This window comes from uncultured Alsobacter sp. (assembly GCF_945952055.1).
In the GTDB taxonomy this organism is placed as follows: domain Bacteria; phylum Pseudomonadota; class Alphaproteobacteria; order Rhizobiales; family Beijerinckiaceae; genus Alsobacter.
In genome coordinates, this window is the sequence record NZ_CAMFHB010000046.1 from 23935 (window position 1) to 40738 (window position 16804).

Below are 16804 nucleotides of genomic sequence, written 5' to 3' on the forward strand. Positions count from 1 at the left end.
CGATGCTCCATCACGTACGAATGCGTCAGCCGCTGATCATGTGCCGGCGGCTGCGCTCGGCGCTTTCCTGTAGATCAGGATGTTGCCCAAGGCGAAGGGCGATAGCCGGTCCCGCATCATGATCCTGTGATTGAGAGTATACACGAGCCGCTTGCCCCACTGGGTCGGCACGCGCGTGTAAAGCTCGGTCCATTGCTCCGAGAATGCGGCGGCCCTGTGGAACCCTCTCTTTTCGAGGAAGCGGTCGAAGTAGGCGAAGTTGGACTTGCGGACGAGAAGCCCGGCCCCGTCGTCGGTTTGACCGTCGGACGGAAACCATTCCTCCACGCCTCTCTCGCTCCAGTTCCGGGTGTTCCGGCGCCGGCCAAGGATCGCCTTGGCCGCGCGGATCAGCGGCTCGACGACCTTCACGTCGAACGACTCGCAACTGTTTTCCGAAAGGACGAGGTAACCGCCGGGCTCGACGACGCGGCTCAACTCGGAGAGGGACTTGTCCAGTTCGGGGACGTGCATGAGGACGCCCCAACTGAACACGACGGGAAAGGCACTGTCCGGAAACGGCAGTTCCAGCAGGTTGGCTTTCTGAACCGATACGGACATGCCTTTGCTCGCGGCAATCCTTTGCCGAGCGTGTTCCAGCGCAACGTCCGAAAAGTCGACGCCCGTGACGTCGAACCCGTGCGCCGCGAGCCGAAGGGCGTGATAGGCGTAGCCGCAACCGGCATCGAGCAGGCGGGTCCCCGGCGGCATGGACAAATGCTTTGCGATGAGCGCTATGGCGTCATCGTAAAGGGCGTCCATGGCAGGGTTAAGATAGTCGTCCTCCCACTCGGCGTGGATCTGGGGCATTTGCAGGAAAGTCTCGCTGTGCTCGGATTTGCTCACCAGTATGCTCCTCAGGCGAACGAACCATCCATGGACGACGTAGCCTATCTTGCCATGTGTCCAAGCGAAACGGGATTAACCCGAATTGGCTCTGAGCTATCTGTAGTCCACACCAAATTCGCCCTGCTTGGTAAATGTAGCCAGTTGTCAAAGACGTTGCTGGTCTATCCGTTCAGTTGGCGCTCGATACTCTGGCCCGCTCGTGCTACGCAGGCCGAAGCCCTGACCGAATGACGAACGTGGAAAGCTCGCCGTTTGCTTGCTGATGGCGATGGAGTGAACCGAAGGTGCATGACAGATCTCTTCGCATTTTAACAACGCAGGGAGAGTTGGCGTCGGTCAGATCGGATTGGGAGGACCTCGCGCAGGCCGCCGGCAGCGTTCTCCTCGATGTCGATTACGTTCTGGCGTTCCTGGAAGCGTTCGGTCCGGGATCGGTCTGCGTCTTCGTCCTGGAGCGTCAGGGCCGCGTGCGGGCCATCGCTCCGTTGAGGGTTGCGCGGCGCGGTGGAGTCAATTGGCTTGAATTCTTCGATGCCCCGACGCAGGAGGTCCATGCCGGCTTCCTGCACGAGACCGCCGATGACGCCTTCGCTCTTTGCGAGCACCTGGTCCGCCACGGGATGCCCATCAAGCTCGTCCGCATTCCTCGCGTGTCGCCGGTCGTCGAGGCTTTCTCACGGCTTCGCGCACGGCGGACCTGCGTCTGCAGGACCAGCCACGGCGCACCGACTGCCGAAGTCCGCTTTCCCGATGGAGGACCGGACAAGCTCACGAGCGCGGACGGCGCGAAAAAGCTGCGTTATCTGCTCCGCAAGGCCGGGGAAATCGGCGACGTCTCTTTCGCGTTCAACACGCCGGGGGAGGGTGAGGCAGGAGTGCTTTTCGACCAGTTCGTAGACGTCGAAGCCGCCGGCTGGAAGGGCCAGCAGCGGACGAGCCTTTCGCATGATCCGGTCCAGCGCGCCTTTTTCCGACAGGTGGCCGGAAAGGCCGCAGCACGGGGGCAACTCATGATCGGGATTATGAGCATCGCAGGTCGGCCGGCCGCTGCGCGTCTGTGCAGCGCCAGGTACGGTGCGTTGTGGGACCACAAGATCGGCTACGACGAACAGTTCGCGGCCATTTCGCCGGGGATCCTCCTGACGGCCGAGACACTGAGGTGGTCTGCCGCACGGGGGTTCGACCGGCATGTCTTTCTCGGCAATCACGAGAAGTGGCAGGACCGTTGGCGTCCCGATGTCCATGAGACCGTGACGCTCACGATCTATCCGCGCGCAGTGGCGGGGATGATCGGCCTCCTGGCAGACGCATTTTCAGCGGGATTACGCCGCGCCGCGGCGAAGCGCGCCCCGGCTACAACGTCCTGAGGCTCACATGCTTCGCTCGAAGGGCCCGTCGTCGCCACGCACCGCGTTGGCAGAAATGCTTCTCCTGCGCGGCATCTTCGCCGTCGTTTCCCTCGGCTCGCTGGTCGTCTTCGGCCGTCTGCTGGATGCCAAGCAGTTCGGTCTGATGGCCATGGCGACGACCGTATTGTCCGTCGTTGGGATCTTCCGGGATTTCGGACTGGCGGCTGCCTGCATCCAGAGGGAACACCTTTCACAGGACGACCGCGACGAACTGTTTTTCCTCAGCATCATCGTGGCAGGGCTGTCGTTCGCGTTCGTGGTGGTCGCAGCGCCGCTCTTCGCCAGGCTTTATGGCGAGACGGACCTCGTGCCCATTCTCATTGCCTCGTCGGTCTCCTACCTGGCGTGGGGACTGCAGGCGCAGCACGCCGCCAACCTCCGTCGCCAGATGCATTTCCGACCGATCCTCGTCGCCGAAGGTTGCGGCGTCGTGATGGGCCTCGTGGTCGGAGCGTGGGTCGCCTTCGTCCGCCAGGACGTGTGGGCACTCGTCGCCACGAATCTCACGCAGGCGGTGGTCACCGCGATCCTCATGTTCGCGGCCCATCCCTGGCTCCCCGGTGCCTGGAGGCGACCCAGCCACTTGCGGGAATACCTGCTCTTCGGCCGCGACTACATGAGCCACGGCCTCCTGAACTACCTCTCGGGCAACTGGGGTCAGATCGTGCTCGGCATCCGCATGGGGGCCGTCGACCTGGGATACTTCAACCGGGCCCAGCAGATTTCCGCCTTTCCGCAAACGCTCCTGCTGAACCCGCTCCAGGAAGTCTCCACGCCGATGCTGAGCAGGCAGCAGGAGGACAAGGACCGCTACCACGCCACCTACATCGAGCTTCTGCGCCGCGCCACGCTCGTGATGTTCCCCATCGCGATCCTGCTGCCCATCCTTGCCGTGGATGTCGTCCAATTCCTGTTGGGCGGCGGATGGGAGGAGGCCGGCCGCGTGCTCGGATGGCTTGCCCCGACACTGGCGGCGCAGGGCGTCGTGATGGCCGCCCAGGTCGGTCTGCTGTCGATGGGCCGCGTTGCCGAGATGAGAAACTTCGGCCTGCTCGATTCCGCTCTCAAGCTGATGGCGAGTTTGGCCGGCCTTCACTTTGGGACCGTCGGCGTCGCAGCGGGCATGTCGATCGCGAGCCTGCTCGTCGCAGCGCCGGTCGGTCTTTGGATCGTTTCACGTCGGGGGCCGTCGTTCGGCACCCAGGCCGCGGTCGTCCGCGACTCGGCACTCGCTGCCATGGCCGCGGGGCTCGCAGCCCTCGCGGTGTCGAGCAGCGTTCACGCGATGATACCCTCCGCGTTCCTGCGGCTCGTGGCGATCACGGGTTGCGCCATGATCCCCGCCGCGGCGGTCGCCCTCGTCCTGCCCGGGTCCCGCGCGACCATTCTGGCTGTCCTGAAGATTGTGGCGAGGCGACGGTCGGCGGTCGCCTGAAAGGTCAATCGGCCGAGGCTTCCTCGGCCGGATGCGGGCGGTTCTTCTTGACGATCTGGCGGATGCGTCGCGCGCTTTCGCGCAGCCCGAGCGCAGCCGTGCCCACCACGCTGAGCGACTTCCTCAGCTCGAAGAGCGGACTGGTCGCCGGGCTCCATTCCTGCTTGTAGCGTTCGTCTCCGATCGTCAGATCGACGGCCTTGAGGCCGTTGTCGAAGGCCCACATGAGTTCTTGGTCGAGCAGCATCTGGCCAGGAGAGAACGCCGCCCACTGCTCGCCACGGAACGTGGGCATGTACCAGAAGAGACAGCCGCCCTCGACGAGACCGAGGTGAACCGCGATCGGCTCTCCGGACACGCTCAGGACCGCGACGTGAACCCGCGCAACCAGCAAAGGATCCGACACGAGTTGTTCGCAGAAGCGGACCGCGTCGCCATTTTCCAGGACGTTGATGTCCCAGTTGCGTGTCTTGGCCCGTTTGCTCCGCTCTTCGATTGTGAAGGCCAGGGCGCTCCGCCGGGCCTGCGGCTCCTCGACGACCGCGAACGAGACCTCGCCCTTCTGGGACAGCTTCTTTGCCTTCCGGCGACGGGTCGCACGGCTGGACGTGCTGACCTTGGCCGCGAGAAACGTGTCCCATGCGCCATCCAGAACGATGGCATGGCTGGAGTACTCCATGGGCGTCGAATCCGGGTCGCCGGCCAGCGGATTGACGATGCCGCGTTCGCCGATCCGGGGCGGCATCTTCTGCAGGTGCAGGATGTCAGCCCGGGGCAGTCCTGCGTAGAACGCCGTTCGGATCGCGGCCCCCTCGGCTTCGTCGACGTCGTCACGCAGGAGCACCGGCGCGATGTAGTCCGACAGGCCACCGTCCATGCCCTTCAGCATCGATAGACCGTAGGCGCGCCTGCTCACCATCGGCATGAGCATGACGGGGTGACCCTCCTGGTCGTCCACGCGGACGAAAAAGGGGCGCTCGATTTCACGGTCGAGAACCAGATCGATCCAGTTCCTGATCCAATAGGCCGATTGGAAGGGAGACGCGAAACCTCTATTCAGAGCCTCATTCGCGAGATCCGCATAGGCTTCGAACGAGTCCGTTGTGGTCGCCGTGTAACGCATCTAACCATCTTGCAATGAAACGGGCCGCGGGCCATCGAGGAAGCATTACACGAAAATCGACTCTAACAACGTTAACGTTCAGCGATTAAAGCTCGCTTAGTGAACGAAGATATACCTTGTTGCGAGCAGGCGGAAACTGGAGTGATGACGAGCGTCTCGGTTGTAATCCCTGCGTACAATGCGCGGGAGACGGTCGGTCCTGCCGTGCGATCCGTGCTGGAGCAAAGCCGGGCTCCGGACCAGGTGGTCGTGGTGGACGACGGCTCCACCGACGGCACAGGCGCGGTCCTGGCGGAGTTCGGAAACCGGATCGTCGTCGTCCGCCAGAACAATGGTGGCCTCGCTGCCGCGCGCAATGCCGGGTGTTCCCAGGCGACCGGCGACATGATCGCGTTCATGGATGCCGACGATCTCGCCCACCCGGATCGCATCGCCTTGCAATTGGCGGCAATGGAGGCTCGACCCGACGCCGTCCTTTGCCACACGGAGTTCTCGTCGTTCGGCGACGGCGATCCGATCGAGCGCTTCCAAAGTCGATACTACCGCGTCATGCAGGTCCATGCCGATCTGGCGAAGGCGTGTTTTGCCAGTGAAGGGACGCTGCTCCTCGAGGACGTGTCCGGCGCGGGTTCGACGGTCGTCCAGGTGGGACGCCTGCGCGAGCTTCAGGCGCACGGCAATGCGGTTCACCCGCCGACCTTGCTGTTCCGCCGCTCACTCCTGGAGTCCATCGGCGCATTCGATCCGGCGATCCGCAACATGTGCGACTGGGAATGGCTGTTCCGCGCGAGCGGGCAAGGCCCATTCTGCTTCATCGAGAAGCCGCTGCTCGACTACCGCCTGTCGCCCGGCCAACTGTCGGGACCAAGGCACAAACTCGAGGCCATCCGCGACATCATCGCCATCGCCGAGCGGATCAAGGCGACCGAGCCGACACTCTATTTCCGCGAGCGGCGGACTTTCGACCGCGAGATGGGCACTTACCAGCTCGACCTCGCCCGGGCTCTGGCTACATCGGACAAGACGCGAGCGTTCCATGCGTTTCGGCGCGCCCTGTCGCTGGGCTGCGCGCCGGCACAGGCTGGGCGGGTCCTCCTGAGACTTCTCGCCCCCGCCGCCGTGCTGCGCCGGCGGGCCGCGGCGCACTGAAGAAGAGGAAAAGCCCGGAATGGCTCGTGTCGACATCATTATGCCCGTGCGCAACGGAGAGCGGTTCCTCCGGGAGACCCTGGCCACGCTCCAGGCCCAGACCTTCCAGGACTGGCGCCTTCTGGCCATAGAGCACGCCTCGACGGACGCCACGCCCGAGATCCTTGCCGAATGGCGCCGCCGCGATCCGCGCATCGAAATCTTGCCGTTCGCCAGGGAGCGCTCCCTCTCGGAAGCCTTGAACTTCGGACTGGACGCAGCCGACTGCGCGTTCGCCGTGCGGCAAGACGCGGACGACCTCTCCAAGCCCGAGCGCATCGCGACACTGGTGGATGCTTTCGAGGCAGCGCCAGATGTGGCGTTCTTCGGCTCCCACGGTGACATCATCGATCAGGACGGGCGCAAGATCGCTGAAATGGACGTCCCCCTCGGCGACGACGCGATCCGGGCCGTGTGCCTCTTCGGCGGCATTGCCTGTCACCCGTCCGTCGCGTTCCGCATGAGTTGCCTGCGCGAGGTCGGAGCTCGGTATGGGGAGTACTTTCTCGATGCCGACCCGAGAGACCGCGATCACGTCGTCCCGCGGCTCGCCGAGGACTATTTTCTGTTCGGCCAGCTGGCGCTTCTGCGGCCAGGACGAAACCTCCCGCAGAACCTTTTCCAATACCGCGAGCACGGCGGGAACATCAGCAAAGCGAAGGTCGCGGATACCATGCGCGCCGCGGCGCGTGCGTCCGCTTGCCTTGGCCGAGCTTTCTCAGCCATCCACGGGACGGCGCCCGTTCGGCCGCTTCCGTTCGTCAATCACGGTGACATGCTTCTCGATCTCGGCGGGGAGTGGGATTTTCGTGACGACTTCGAAGTCCTGTCTGAAGCTCTGCCGCGGGCCTTCGGTCCCTCCGCCAGTCTGGCGCGCGAACTGAGCTTCCGGTCCTGCCTCAAGGACCGCAGGCGGTTGCCGATGGCACTCGGCTTTGCCATGCACGCGCAACGCCACGGTATGCGCTCGTCCGAGAAGAACAGCGTCAAGACGTGGCTTCTGCGTGGACTGCGTGACTATCCGATCGAAAGGATCGCGGACCCCGTCGCGGAACTGGACGCCTGAAGACGTCCCTGCCGCTCAGCGCGGCTCCACCGGCTGGCCGGTGAAGAGGCGCGCCAGGCGCGCCGCCTCGTCGTTGGACGAATGCATTTCCAGGACGCGATTGCGCCCGGCCGCGCCGCGGGCCCGGACTTCGTCGCTGCTCGCATCGAGGCAGGCGCGCAATGCGACTGCCAGGTCGTGCCGCGAGCCCGCGGGGACGACCCAGCCCTCGACGCCGTCCGACACGAGCTCCGGAATGCCGCCGACGAAGGTGGTCACCACCGGTCGCGCCAACGCAAGGCTCTCCATCAGCGCGACGGGAATGCCCTCCATCAGGCTCGGCAGCACGACGGCTCTGGCGGCGAGGATCTCGTCGCGCACGCGCGCGCCGTCGATCCAGCCGGTGATGCTCACCACGTCCCGCAGGCCGTGCTTGGCGATGAGCGCCTCCACGGGCGCCCGGAGCTCGCCGTCGCCCGCCAGGACGAGCTCGAAGCGCCGACCCTCCCGCACGAGCTCCGCCACGGCCTCCACGAGAAGCAGCTGCGCTTTCTCATTGCAGAGCCGGCCGAGGCACACGAGCCGCTGCGGAAACTCCGCCGGCACGGGCGGCTCGGCGAGGAACGAGTCGTCCACCCCGCAATGCACCACCTGGATCTTCCCCCAGTGGGGCAGCGCGCACCACCGGTAGAGCTGCCCCCGCCCGTAATGGCTGACTGCGACAACGAATCGGGCCTGCGCCACCTTCTCGGGCAGGTTCAGCGCGATGGGCCGGTCGACCTCGTCGGCGCCATGCACGGTGAAGCTGAAGGGCAGGCCGGTCAGGATCGAGGCCAGCAGCGCCACGTCCGTGCTGTTCGTGCCGAAATGCGCGTGGATGTGGTCGAAGCCCTTCTTGCGGGCCAGCGCCGCCACCGCCGCGGCCTCCAGGAGATAGGCCATGTGATGGGCCAGCGTCCGATCGCTGCGGCGAGACATCCGCGCGGCGGTGAGCAGGGCCTTCCAGAAGGCCGCGGGCTTGGACAGCGCCACACCGGCCGCGCCCAGGATCAGCGGCACGAGGCCGGGCCGCAGGATGTACTCGGTGCGCGACTGCTCGCTGAGGTCCGTCGCATCAACCAGGACGTCGCTCCAACCCCGCACCGAGACGCGCTCGACCGCGACGCCGGCCTTCTCCACGCCGAGGATCTCGCGGCGGATGAAGCTGTGGCTGACCTTGGGATAGTGGTTGACGATGTAACAGACGCGCGTGTTCGCCATGACTAAAGCTCGAATTCGCAAGAGAAACGGGGCACGTACACGCGTGTCATGGGCGTGAACGTCCGCAAAGGTCGATGAACTCGAGGCCGCCGGCTTCGTTCAGCGTGTGGAGGCCGGTCCACGCGCGGTCGGTCGGAGGGACGATTCGCGCCATCGTCGTCTGGCGGAAGACGCCCGCCTCCGGATCGAGCGCGTCGACGCGGCAGAGCGTCAGGGCTCCGCCATACGCGCTGCTGCAGTCCTGGGCCGGACGCCAGGCGGTCCCGTCGATGACCTGCATCCGGCCGGCCGGCCGGGACGACCGCGCGTCGACCAGGACGGGATCGGCGGAGAACGCGGTCCAAGGCCCTTCCAGGCGCGGGGCCGACCAGACCATCAGCGCGTCATGGCTGGCGGACCCGGCATGGCGGACGGACGCGAACATGAACAGGCGTTCGCCGCCGAACAGAATGGTCGCGTCCGTGGCGGCCACGCCGTCGACGAGGATGGCGTGACGCTCCCACCCGCGCGGAAAGTCCGTGCAGCGCCACAGCTCGATCGTGTTGTTCCCGGACGTCTCCGGCACCATCCAGATCGTGCCGTCGCGCTCGAAGATGAAGGGATAGGAGAGGTGGTAGCCGGTCTCGATGATCGGAACAGCCGGGCCGACCTGCCGGCCAGCCTCGATCTCGATCACGGAGATGATCCCCCGCATGGTCGCGTAGGGGTACTCCTCGCAGAACAGATGCATCCGGCCGTGGGTTTCGAACGGAAAGGGATCTGCGAAATAGCGGGCGCCGTCGTCGGGGACGAACGTCCATGCGGCGTCGGGAAGCGCGCGCCGGTCCCAGATCCGGTCGCCCGCCGCCGCGGGCCTGAACGCGATGCGCCAATGGTGCGGTCGGCCGGAAGCCAGGCGGGTCAGCCGGTTCGCGACCTTGCCGATGAGCTGGGCGGCGAGGAAGACGAGGGGCGAGCGACCGGCCGAGGCCGGCAACGCCGGACCGTCGAGCCGCCGCCGAGGACCGCCGGCGGCGGCCATCAGGCCCAGGGTCTGTACACGCGAGAAGGCCTGGTCGGCGGAGCGCGAGAGGACGGAGAAGTCGTCGATCGCCACCAGTCCCTCGGCCACGATCTCGCCCGATGCCACGTCGCGGAAAGCGATGCCGGGGGCCCGCTCGTCGAGCAGCGCCGCGAAGATCGCGTCCTCGGACGGCGTTCCGTCATAGACAGGCACGAGGGTGCGCGTGCCGGGGGCCGCGGGGGAGGGCGCGCCGCTGAAGTCGATCACCAGGTCGGGCTCGGCCCGCGACGCGTCCTTCGGCCAGTCCGAGGGGGCCAGCAGGTCCGTCCGCGACGCCTCCGGCCGGCCGAAGAGGGTGTTCTCCAGCGAGAAGAGGAGCGTCAGCGCGCTCGGCAATCCGGGCTGCCCGTCGACCGCCTGGACCGAGACGCGGTGGCCGCGCTCCTCGAGCTGTCGCGCGAACTCCAGGATCCAGCGCCACGGCCGGCTGCGGGCGACGCGGATGTCGATCGAAGGGGCCATGGTGCCGGTTTCAGTCCCGTTCCGTCTTGATCCATCCGTCGGGGCGCCGGCCGAAGAGGAGCGGCAGGTAGAGGCGCACCTTCCACAGGATCAGCGCGGGCGCCATGGCCAGCGCCCGGTAGTGGACGCCGGACGCCCCGGCGATGGCCATGCCGGCCAGCACGTGGAAGGCGAGGCCCACGATGCTCAGGACAGCGAGCCAGACGAGGCCCGAGGACCCGAGGATGGCTCCCCCGAGCAGGCCGACGAGAATGACGGCGACCAGCATGGACAGCGGCGGGACGAGGAGGTCGGCCAGCGAGTCGAGGGCCACGCCGGATCCGCGCAGCGCCTTCGACAGGAGGCGCGGGACATAGGTGCGCACCAGTTCGAGCCGGCCGGCTTCCCAGCGCTTGTTCTGGACCTGTGCTCCCTCGAGCGAGGCCGGGACATGGGCCATCACCGTGGCCGTGTCGTCGAAGATCACGCGCTCGCCCTGCAGGACGAGGTCGAGGTGGAACGCGGCGTCCTCGGCCAGCAGCGATCCCCACGAGTGGCCCCGCAGGAGGTCGGGCGCGAACGCCATGCCGGTGCCCTTCACGCCGGCCGAGCCGCCGAGATTGGAGCGGCCGAGCGGACGCAGCCCGTTGACCAGCAGCATGGCGGCGGCGCGCGCGGCCTTGCTCCACGACGCCTCGGGATCGGCGACGCCGTAGAACACCTGCACCGCCCGGGCGCCGATGGCGAACTGCCAGCCGATCCGCTCCAGGAAGTTGGGCGACACCTGCGAGTCCGCGTCGATGAACACGAAGGCGCTGACGTTGGTCGGGTCGATGCGCTTGATCAGCCAGTCGAGCGCATGGCCCTTGCCGCGCAGCCCGGCATCGGACCGCTCGTGGACGGTGAAGCCCGCCTGGCGACCGATCTTCGCCGTGGCGTCGGTGCAGTTGTCGGCCACCACGTGAACCGTGAAGTTCTGGGTCGGAAGGGTCTGCTTCGCCAGGCTCTTGGCCAGGAGCGGCAATTGGCTGGCTTCGTTGTGGGCCGGTACCAGGATGACGAGCCGGAAGTCGGCCGGGACGGGCACGCGCTCGCTCACGCGAGGCGGACGGAACAGCGCTGCGATCGTCAAGAGGACGAGGTAGGCGACCGCAAGACTGGAACCCAGCGACAGGATCCAGAAGAGGGCCGAAAGCAGCAGTGAGACCAAAGCCATGAGGTCAGGCATTCCTGTTGGGGGCCGCTTTGGGGCGGCGCGAGAAGAGCCGTTGCCGTTCTGCACCTATGGCGAACAACAGGCTACGAATCCATGTACGCAGGGGAACGCTGGCGAAATGCGTGCGCAGATGGCGAAGCAGGAGTGAAGAGTCGCCGGTTCTCATCAGCATGTAGCAGTGGGACGTGTTGACGTGCTTGCGCACGGCCGCTGCCGCGGGGTGCTCGAGCCTTGCCACCGCGTCGACCAGGTGCTGGTGGCTTGCGACGGAGCGGGGAGACGGTGCCCTCGTGAGGGATCCCGAATCGTCGCCGTGGCTGGTGGCCAGCAGTCGGGCGATGAAGGCGCGACGTCCGGTGTTCAACAGGGCCATCCAGCACAGGATGTCCTCGCCAAGAGAGATCCCGACCGGAAAGCCTCCCGTGCTCAGGATCGCGTCGCGCCTGACGGCGACGGCCGAGGACCAGACGGGCGGCCCTCCATAGCTGGCCCAGAGCCCGAAGAAATCGTAGTCGAAGGCGACGTAACCGTTGGTGCCATACCCCCAGTCGTTGACGACAGGATCGGTCGGATGGTCCTCGACATAAGCCGTGCTCACCATCGTCAGGTCGGCCGAACCGTCGATCACGTCCGCGATCGCAGCGAGGAAGCCGGGCTGCCATTCGTCGTCCGCGTCGAGAAAGGCGACCCAATCCGTTCGGGCTGCCAGAACACCCGCATTGCGCGCGGACGAGACCCCTGCATTGTCCTGGCGGATGAGTTCGAACCGGGGATCTCCGCCGATGGCGTGCAACGCACGATCGCCGCTGCCATCCGTGGACCCGTCGTCGATGATGACGGCACGGAAATCACTCGAAGACTGAAGCTTCACCGACGCGATGGCTCTTCCGATAAAATTTGCCTTGTTGAAGAGAGGAATGACGACAGTGAATTGAGAGCCGGCCGGCACGACAACCTTTAGCTTTGCGGATGGAGCGGAGGAGGTGGTTTCAACCATGGTCGATGCGATGTTGCAAGTTCGTCATTTTCCACAGTTGATAAGGGAGTATCATCTATAGATTGTGGTTGATGCCCTAACACAGTCGTTTAACGTGACGCTCTGACGAAGGGTGGTTAAACCGTGCTCGAAAGGCACACATCCCGTTCCACTTATTTGGTAGCAGCAGCCTTGAAGGCAGACGCATTGGACGCATCGGCAGCCGCCTCGGACTTCGGCTTGTCCGTGCAGGCTCACAGGGACCCCTGGATCCTGGAGGCCGACTGGCGGGCTCTCGAGGATAAGGGCGACTGTTCCCCGTATCAGCGGTTCGCGTGGGTCAGCGCCTGGTACAAGCACGTCAGCGCCGCGCGTCGGCAGCAGGTCGTCGTTGTCACCTTCTCTAATTCAGCCGGAAAAATCATCTGCCTCTTCCCGCTGGTCGTCGACACGGCAGGTCCGCTGTCGATCTTGCGGTACGCGGGCGGCGACCACAGCAACATCAACGGCCCGATCCTCGACCCCAGTTCGGTGGGCGACCTTTCGGCGCTGCCCACGTCCGTGTGGCTGACGAGCCTGGCCTCGGCGGTAGGCCGAATCGATCTCATCGACCTGAAGCGTCAGCCGCCCATGTGGGGCGAACATCCGAATCCGCTGGCGCAGGTCCGATCCTACCGGACCGAATCGATGGCGGTCCTCCTGCTGCAGGAAACCCCGGGGCAGTGCCCGCCCAAGCTCAGCAAATCCACCCGCCGGAAATTCACGCAGAAGCAGAAGTGGCTGGACGACATCGCCCCGACATCCTATCGGCGCCTCGTGGAACCTGCGGACATCCAGGCTGCGCTCGACGCCTTTCTGCTCCAGAAACGTCAGAGGCTGGCCAAGCAGAAGATCGCCGATCCCTTTGCCGAGAAGGGCGTGGAAGCCTTCATCCGTGAGGCGGCGACCCCGCAAGCCTCCGGCTGTAAGCCTGGCTTGAGCGTGTACGCACTGACGTGCGGAGCGGAAACGGTCGCGGTCATGGGGTGCTGCGAAAGTCGCGGCCGCCTCAGCGGCTCGATCATCTCCTACGACGCTTCGCCGCAGTACAGCCGGTGCAGTCCCGGTGAGATCCTCGCCCTGTCCGTGATCAGGGACGCCTATCATGATGGGCTCGCCGTCTTCGACCTCGGAGCTGGCAACGATGCGTACAAAGGGCGGTTCTGCGACAAAGGCGAGGATCTCGTCAGCGTGACGTGGCCCGTGACGTTCGCGGGACGGATCATGGACGAGGCGGTCAGGCTGTCTCGATCCGCCAAGCGGCGCGTGATGCGCGCGCGCGAACAGTTGAAGCGGCCCGCTGCGGCGGCGCAACCGGAAACGGCGGAGACGGCCGGCCCGGCGTGACACGGCCCCGGCGATGAGGACAGGACCTTCCCGAGAGGTCGTCAGCCTCGGTGGCTGGGCAGTAGACCCGGCTTCGTGCCAAGCGCCCGATGCGCGTCCCGCATCCCGGCCAGCCGGGCGATGGCCTTGCGCAGGCGCGGCTCGACCACGCGCGCGATCATCCAACTCAGTCCGAGAATGAGTGCGATCGGCGGCAGCGGCAGCAGCGCGTCGGAAAGGGGTAGGCCGGCTTCCCGTTCCTGGATGATCAGCGACACCATCATGTTCTCGTGGAGGAGGTAGACGGGATAGGTGATCAACCCGAGCGCAGGGAGAATGCCTCGCCCGATCACGGCCTGCAGGGGCGCGCTGGTCACGGCTCCGACGAAGAGCGCAGTCATCGACAGCCCGACAAGGACAGCCTCCTCACCCGAAAGGACGAGGCTCGATGCGGCACCCGCGATGAGGGCCATGATCAGGTAGCGATGCTGCCCATGTTTCCAGAAAAGATACATGCACGCACCGACCGCGAACCAGCCATAGTACTCGGTGCCCAGCACGGTCACGAGATCGCCGATGCGCCCGGGATTGCTGCTGAAGGCCGCGTTCGCCAACGACACCGCGTGGGAGGCCACGAACAGGGCGAAGGTCAACACCGCGACACGGACGCTGCCCAGCACGAAATAGCCGATCCCGAAAACGAAGTAGAATTGAACCTCGACGAACAGCGACCACATCGCGCCCTCGGCGAGAGGCCAGCGCAGCCGCGTGACGACGTGGAGCCAATAAGGATCGATCAGCAGCAGCCCCGGGACCAGACTGGCGGCGGTGGGAGTTCCAGCGGGCCTGTGCCAAAGCAGAGGTCCCGTCACGTAGATGATTGCCGAGCAGATCAGAATGGCCGGAAACAGCCGCAACCAGCGCTTGCCGATGAAGATGCTGAAACTGGTGCATTTCTCGAGCGTCATCAGGATGACGAATCCCGAGATCATGAAAAACAATTCGACGCCGGGCTTGCCGCTCGAGAGTACAGGAAGTCCGACATATTTGTCGCCATACGGAAAATACTCGGGCCACCGCGAATAGCCGTGGAACAAGACGACAAGTGCGGTCGCAATGGCACGGAGGCCGTCGATATGACGGAGGCGAGACATTCGGGCATGAGCTCCGCAACGAACTTTGCGAATTTACTCCTGCCTAAAGGCCAATCAATTTAACGTTACCCAATGTTTCGTTAAGCTTAATGTGTCGGATGTCGGGGCTGTCACGGTTTCCCGAAATCGTGAGGCAGGAACTGCAGCCGGTGCCATGGGAAGCCTTCGAGGATCGCGTATTGCGGTGTCCCGGCAAACAGCGCGTCGTAGGGGTTGGGCTCTCCGCGAACCGTGAAGCTCTTGGGATTTTCGGCACGCAGCATGATGGCTCCCGCCTTGTCCCAGACCACGAAACCATAGGTTTGAGCGGCCCTGGCGATCATCTTTCCGATGGGATGCATGTCCAGTGCGTTCACGTCGACCGCGGGGTCGAGACGAAAACGCAGACCCTGAGGTATCCGGTTCGGCGCGTTGTCGGGGTTCTCGCCGTCCGATCGGTTGGCAGGCCAGGACACGACCGAAGACGCGGCCGTTTCGACCAGGGCGATGCCGATCGCGTGCTCGATCCGGCCGGACTTGAGTTCCGCCACTGACAACTGCCCACCGAGGAACGGCAGTCCCGTCGCCGTCGTGCCATAGGGGCGCGGCCAGATACCGGGATTGCGGGACGCATTCGCCATGCGCCCTCCCCAACAGGCTTCCCAACGCCCCTCTGTCTGCCGTGCCTGCCAGAACTCCCAGATCGTGTCGGTGCTCGGCTGGTAGATCGTCATCTCGGCGTCGGTGCCCCCGGCCTGTTGGGCTCCCGGCGGAATGGGAACATCCTCCCATTGCCTGGCCAATCCGGCATCCACGGTCCCCCGCGAGAAGCAATCCCATACCTGGACCTTGGTTGTCTTCTCGTTGCCTTTCACCACGTAGACCGGGCTGGCGTAGTCGACCGTGTTGATGCCGACCGTGCCGTAGTACATGGCCTTCTGACGTTGGAATTCCTTGACGAACTCCGCCGACTCCGGATGAAGCGGGGTATTCGCTGGAAGCTTGCGGTACCAGAAGCTGTCGGGGGAAAAGACGCGCGGCTCTCCTGCGAAAGCGGCCGGGGCAAGCGCGAGCACTGCCAGGAGTGCCATCAGCTTTGTGACCATGGACTGCTTCTTCCCGTAAAAACCCGTGATTTCGCTTCTCATACCGCACACTGCGGGCACGCTTCCTGAAACATCTGCATCGCTTCAAGTTCCATTGGAAGAGCTAAAAATTGCTATGGTTTCGACGAAGACTAAAACGATCGCGATCCTGACTTGTTTCTGCCTCCGGGTCGTTTCGCATTCTGTCCCCGAACAACGCTCACCGGCTTGACCTTGCTGCGGTGCGAGAGCATGTCAGACATGCGGCGGCGGCGGCGAGGGGGCAGCAGGTGATCGGGAGATTGTTTCGAAGGCCTGCCGTGCGCGATCACGAACCGCCTTCCGGCGGAAGCACGGCGTCGATTCCCGGGGGGCTTCGGATCTATGCCGTGGGCGATGTCCATGGCCGCGTCGACCTGTTGCGTGAACTCCGCGATCTCGTCGCTGACGATCTGACGGGCTTCAGCGATCCCGTGATCACGGTCTTCCTCGGGGACTATGTCGACCGTGGGCCGGACTCGAGGCAAGTCCTGGACATGCTGGTCGCGCGCGATTGGCCCACGCCGATCATGGCGCTACGCGGCAACCACGAACTCGCCTTCATGTCGTTTCTCGACGAACCGGCGATGTGGGCGCAGTGGCAGAGCTACGGAGCCCTGCCCACGCTCGCCTCCTACGGCGTCGACGTGCGAAAGCTGATGACGAGCGGCCCGACCGGCGAGGTGCTGACGGCGATCCACGACGAACTTCTCGCCGCGCTCCCGCCCGACCACCTCGTGTTCCTCAAGGACCTGCGGGATCGCACGGCCGCCGGCGACTACTTCTTCTGCCATGCCGGGATCCGGCCCGGCGTGCCGCTGGAGCAGCAGTCGGCCATGGACCTCGTGACAATCCGGGAGCCGTTCCTGTCAAGCGGCGAGACGTTCGGGCGGATCATCGTCCACGGCCACACGCCGCTGGAAATTCCCCAGGTCCGGGCGAACCGCATCGGCATCGACACCGGAGCCTACGCGACGGGGCACCTGACAGCGCTCGTCCTGGAGGAGGACACCCGGGCCTGGCTGACCACGGGCATGGGAACGAAGGGGCGGCGGTCGGAACCCTGATCGGAACTGCGCCAGCCTGGCGGCAGGACCCGGCGCGAGGGACTGCCGGAGCCGGCAGTCCCGGGTCTGCG

At 65.2% G+C, this 16804-nt stretch carries 14 protein-coding genes; 6 read left to right on the top strand and 8 right to left on the bottom strand.

Features of this window, described 5'->3' with window-relative positions:
* Positions 1-36: 36 nt before the first annotated feature.
* Positions 37-885, bottom strand: coding sequence for a bifunctional 2-polyprenyl-6-hydroxyphenol methylase/3-demethylubiquinol 3-O-methyltransferase UbiG (locus tag Q0Q47_RS24980; RefSeq protein ID WP_293866543.1), 849 nt, complete (start codon positions 883-885; stop codon positions 37-39).
* Positions 886-1214: 329 nt separating this feature from the next.
* Here Q0Q47_RS24980 and Q0Q47_RS24985 point away from each other — a divergent pair, with 329 nt between their 5' ends.
* Complete coding sequence (locus Q0Q47_RS24985) at positions 1215-2255, top strand: GNAT family N-acetyltransferase (protein WP_293866545.1); 1041 nt, start codon at positions 1215-1217, stop codon at positions 2253-2255.
* Between the two features lie 7 nt (positions 2256-2262).
* Entirely contained in the window at positions 2263-3732 is a 1470-nt protein-coding gene (locus tag Q0Q47_RS24990; RefSeq protein WP_293866547.1) for a lipopolysaccharide biosynthesis protein, read from the top strand.
* Between the two features lie 4 nt (positions 3733-3736).
* Here Q0Q47_RS24990 and Q0Q47_RS24995 read toward each other — a convergent pair whose 3' ends face one another.
* Positions 3737-4855, bottom strand: a complete 1119-nt coding sequence (locus Q0Q47_RS24995; RefSeq protein WP_293866549.1) for a GNAT family N-acetyltransferase — start codon at positions 4853-4855, stop codon at positions 3737-3739.
* A 144-nt stretch (positions 4856-4999) separates the two neighbouring features.
* Between Q0Q47_RS24995 and Q0Q47_RS25000 the strand changes: the two genes are divergently transcribed.
* Both Q0Q47_RS25000 and Q0Q47_RS25005 read left to right on the top strand, forming a co-directional pair.
* Positions 5000-6004 carry a glycosyltransferase family 2 protein gene (locus Q0Q47_RS25000; protein ID WP_293866551.1) on the top strand — a complete coding sequence of 335 codons (1005 nt, stop codon included), beginning with the start codon at positions 5000-5002 and terminating at the stop codon, positions 6002-6004.
* Between the two features lie 19 nt (positions 6005-6023).
* Positions 6024-7109: a glycosyltransferase gene (locus tag Q0Q47_RS25005; RefSeq protein ID WP_293866554.1), complete on the top strand. Its 1086-nt coding sequence runs from the start codon at positions 6024-6026 to the stop codon at positions 7107-7109.
* A gap of 15 nt (positions 7110-7124) precedes the next feature.
* Here Q0Q47_RS25005 and Q0Q47_RS25010 read toward each other — a convergent pair whose 3' ends face one another.
* The 4 genes from Q0Q47_RS25010 to Q0Q47_RS25025 are packed head-to-tail and all read right to left on the bottom strand — an operon-like array spanning position 7125 to position 12065.
* A complete protein-coding gene (locus Q0Q47_RS25010) occupies positions 7125-8348 on the bottom strand; it encodes a glycosyltransferase family 4 protein (protein ID WP_293866557.1) in 1224 nt (407 codons plus the stop codon).
* 46 nt (positions 8349-8394) lie between these two features.
* Positions 8395-9873, bottom strand: coding sequence for a formyl transferase (locus Q0Q47_RS25015; protein ID WP_293866560.1), 1479 nt, complete (start codon positions 9871-9873; stop codon positions 8395-8397).
* Positions 9874-9883: 10 nt separating this feature from the next.
* Positions 9884-11068 carry a glycosyltransferase family 2 protein gene (locus Q0Q47_RS25020; protein ID WP_293866563.1) on the bottom strand — a complete coding sequence of 395 codons (1185 nt, stop codon included), beginning with the start codon at positions 11066-11068 and terminating at the stop codon, positions 9884-9886.
* A gap of 4 nt (positions 11069-11072) precedes the next feature.
* Complete coding sequence (locus Q0Q47_RS25025; protein ID WP_293866566.1) at positions 11073-12065, bottom strand: glycosyltransferase family 2 protein; 993 nt, start codon at positions 12063-12065, stop codon at positions 11073-11075.
* 171 nt (positions 12066-12236) lie between these two features.
* Here Q0Q47_RS25025 and Q0Q47_RS25030 point away from each other — a divergent pair, with 171 nt between their 5' ends.
* Positions 12237-13430, top strand: coding sequence for a GNAT family N-acetyltransferase (locus Q0Q47_RS25030; protein ID WP_293866569.1), 1194 nt, complete (start codon positions 12237-12239; stop codon positions 13428-13430).
* A gap of 41 nt (positions 13431-13471) precedes the next feature.
* Here the strand turns inward: Q0Q47_RS25030 and Q0Q47_RS25035 are convergent, their stop codons facing one another.
* Both Q0Q47_RS25035 and Q0Q47_RS25040 read right to left on the bottom strand, forming a co-directional pair.
* Positions 13472-14563: an acyltransferase gene (locus tag Q0Q47_RS25035; protein WP_293866573.1), complete on the bottom strand. Its 1092-nt coding sequence runs from the start codon at positions 14561-14563 to the stop codon at positions 13472-13474.
* A gap of 110 nt (positions 14564-14673) precedes the next feature.
* Entirely contained in the window at positions 14674-15648 is a 975-nt protein-coding gene (locus Q0Q47_RS25040; RefSeq protein WP_293866576.1) for a hypothetical protein, read from the bottom strand.
* Between the two features lie 299 nt (positions 15649-15947).
* Here Q0Q47_RS25040 and Q0Q47_RS25045 point away from each other — a divergent pair, with 299 nt between their 5' ends.
* Positions 15948-16733 carry a metallophosphoesterase family protein gene (locus Q0Q47_RS25045; protein ID WP_293866579.1) on the top strand — a complete coding sequence of 262 codons (786 nt, stop codon included), beginning with the start codon at positions 15948-15950 and terminating at the stop codon, positions 16731-16733.
* The last annotated feature ends 71 nt before the right edge of the window (positions 16734-16804 follow it).

What these genes read in the sequence shown, in the direction of transcription:
- Q0Q47_RS25005 (WP_293866554.1), top strand. Translation starts at nt 6,024, where the DNA reads ATGGCTCGTGTCGACATCATTATGCCCGTGCGCAACGGAGAGCGGTTC.
- Q0Q47_RS25035 (WP_293866573.1), bottom strand. Translation starts at nt 14,563, where the DNA reads ATGTCTCGCCTCCGTCATATCGACGGCCTCCGTGCCATTGCGACCGCA.
- Q0Q47_RS25015 (WP_293866560.1), bottom strand. Translation starts at nt 9,873, where the DNA reads ATGGCCCCTTCGATCGACATCCGCGTCGCCCGCAGCCGGCCGTGGCGC.
- Q0Q47_RS24990 (WP_293866547.1), top strand. Translation starts at nt 2,263, where the DNA reads ATGCTTCGCTCGAAGGGCCCGTCGTCGCCACGCACCGCGTTGGCAGAA.
- Q0Q47_RS25020 (WP_293866563.1), bottom strand. Translation starts at nt 11,068, where the DNA reads ATGGCTTTGGTCTCACTGCTGCTTTCGGCCCTCTTCTGGATCCTGTCG.
- Q0Q47_RS25010 (WP_293866557.1), bottom strand. Translation starts at nt 8,348, where the DNA reads ATGGCGAACACGCGCGTCTGTTACATCGTCAACCACTATCCCAAGGTC.
- Q0Q47_RS25000 (WP_293866551.1), top strand. Translation starts at nt 5,000, where the DNA reads ATGACGAGCGTCTCGGTTGTAATCCCTGCGTACAATGCGCGGGAGACG.
- Q0Q47_RS24995 (WP_293866549.1), bottom strand. Translation starts at nt 4,855, where the DNA reads ATGCGTTACACGGCGACCACAACGGACTCGTTCGAAGCCTATGCGGAT.
- Q0Q47_RS25025 (WP_293866566.1), bottom strand. Translation starts at nt 12,065, where the DNA reads ATGGTTGAAACCACCTCCTCCGCTCCATCCGCAAAGCTAAAGGTTGTC.
- Q0Q47_RS25040 (WP_293866576.1), bottom strand. Translation starts at nt 15,648, where the DNA reads ATGGTCACAAAGCTGATGGCACTCCTGGCAGTGCTCGCGCTTGCCCCG.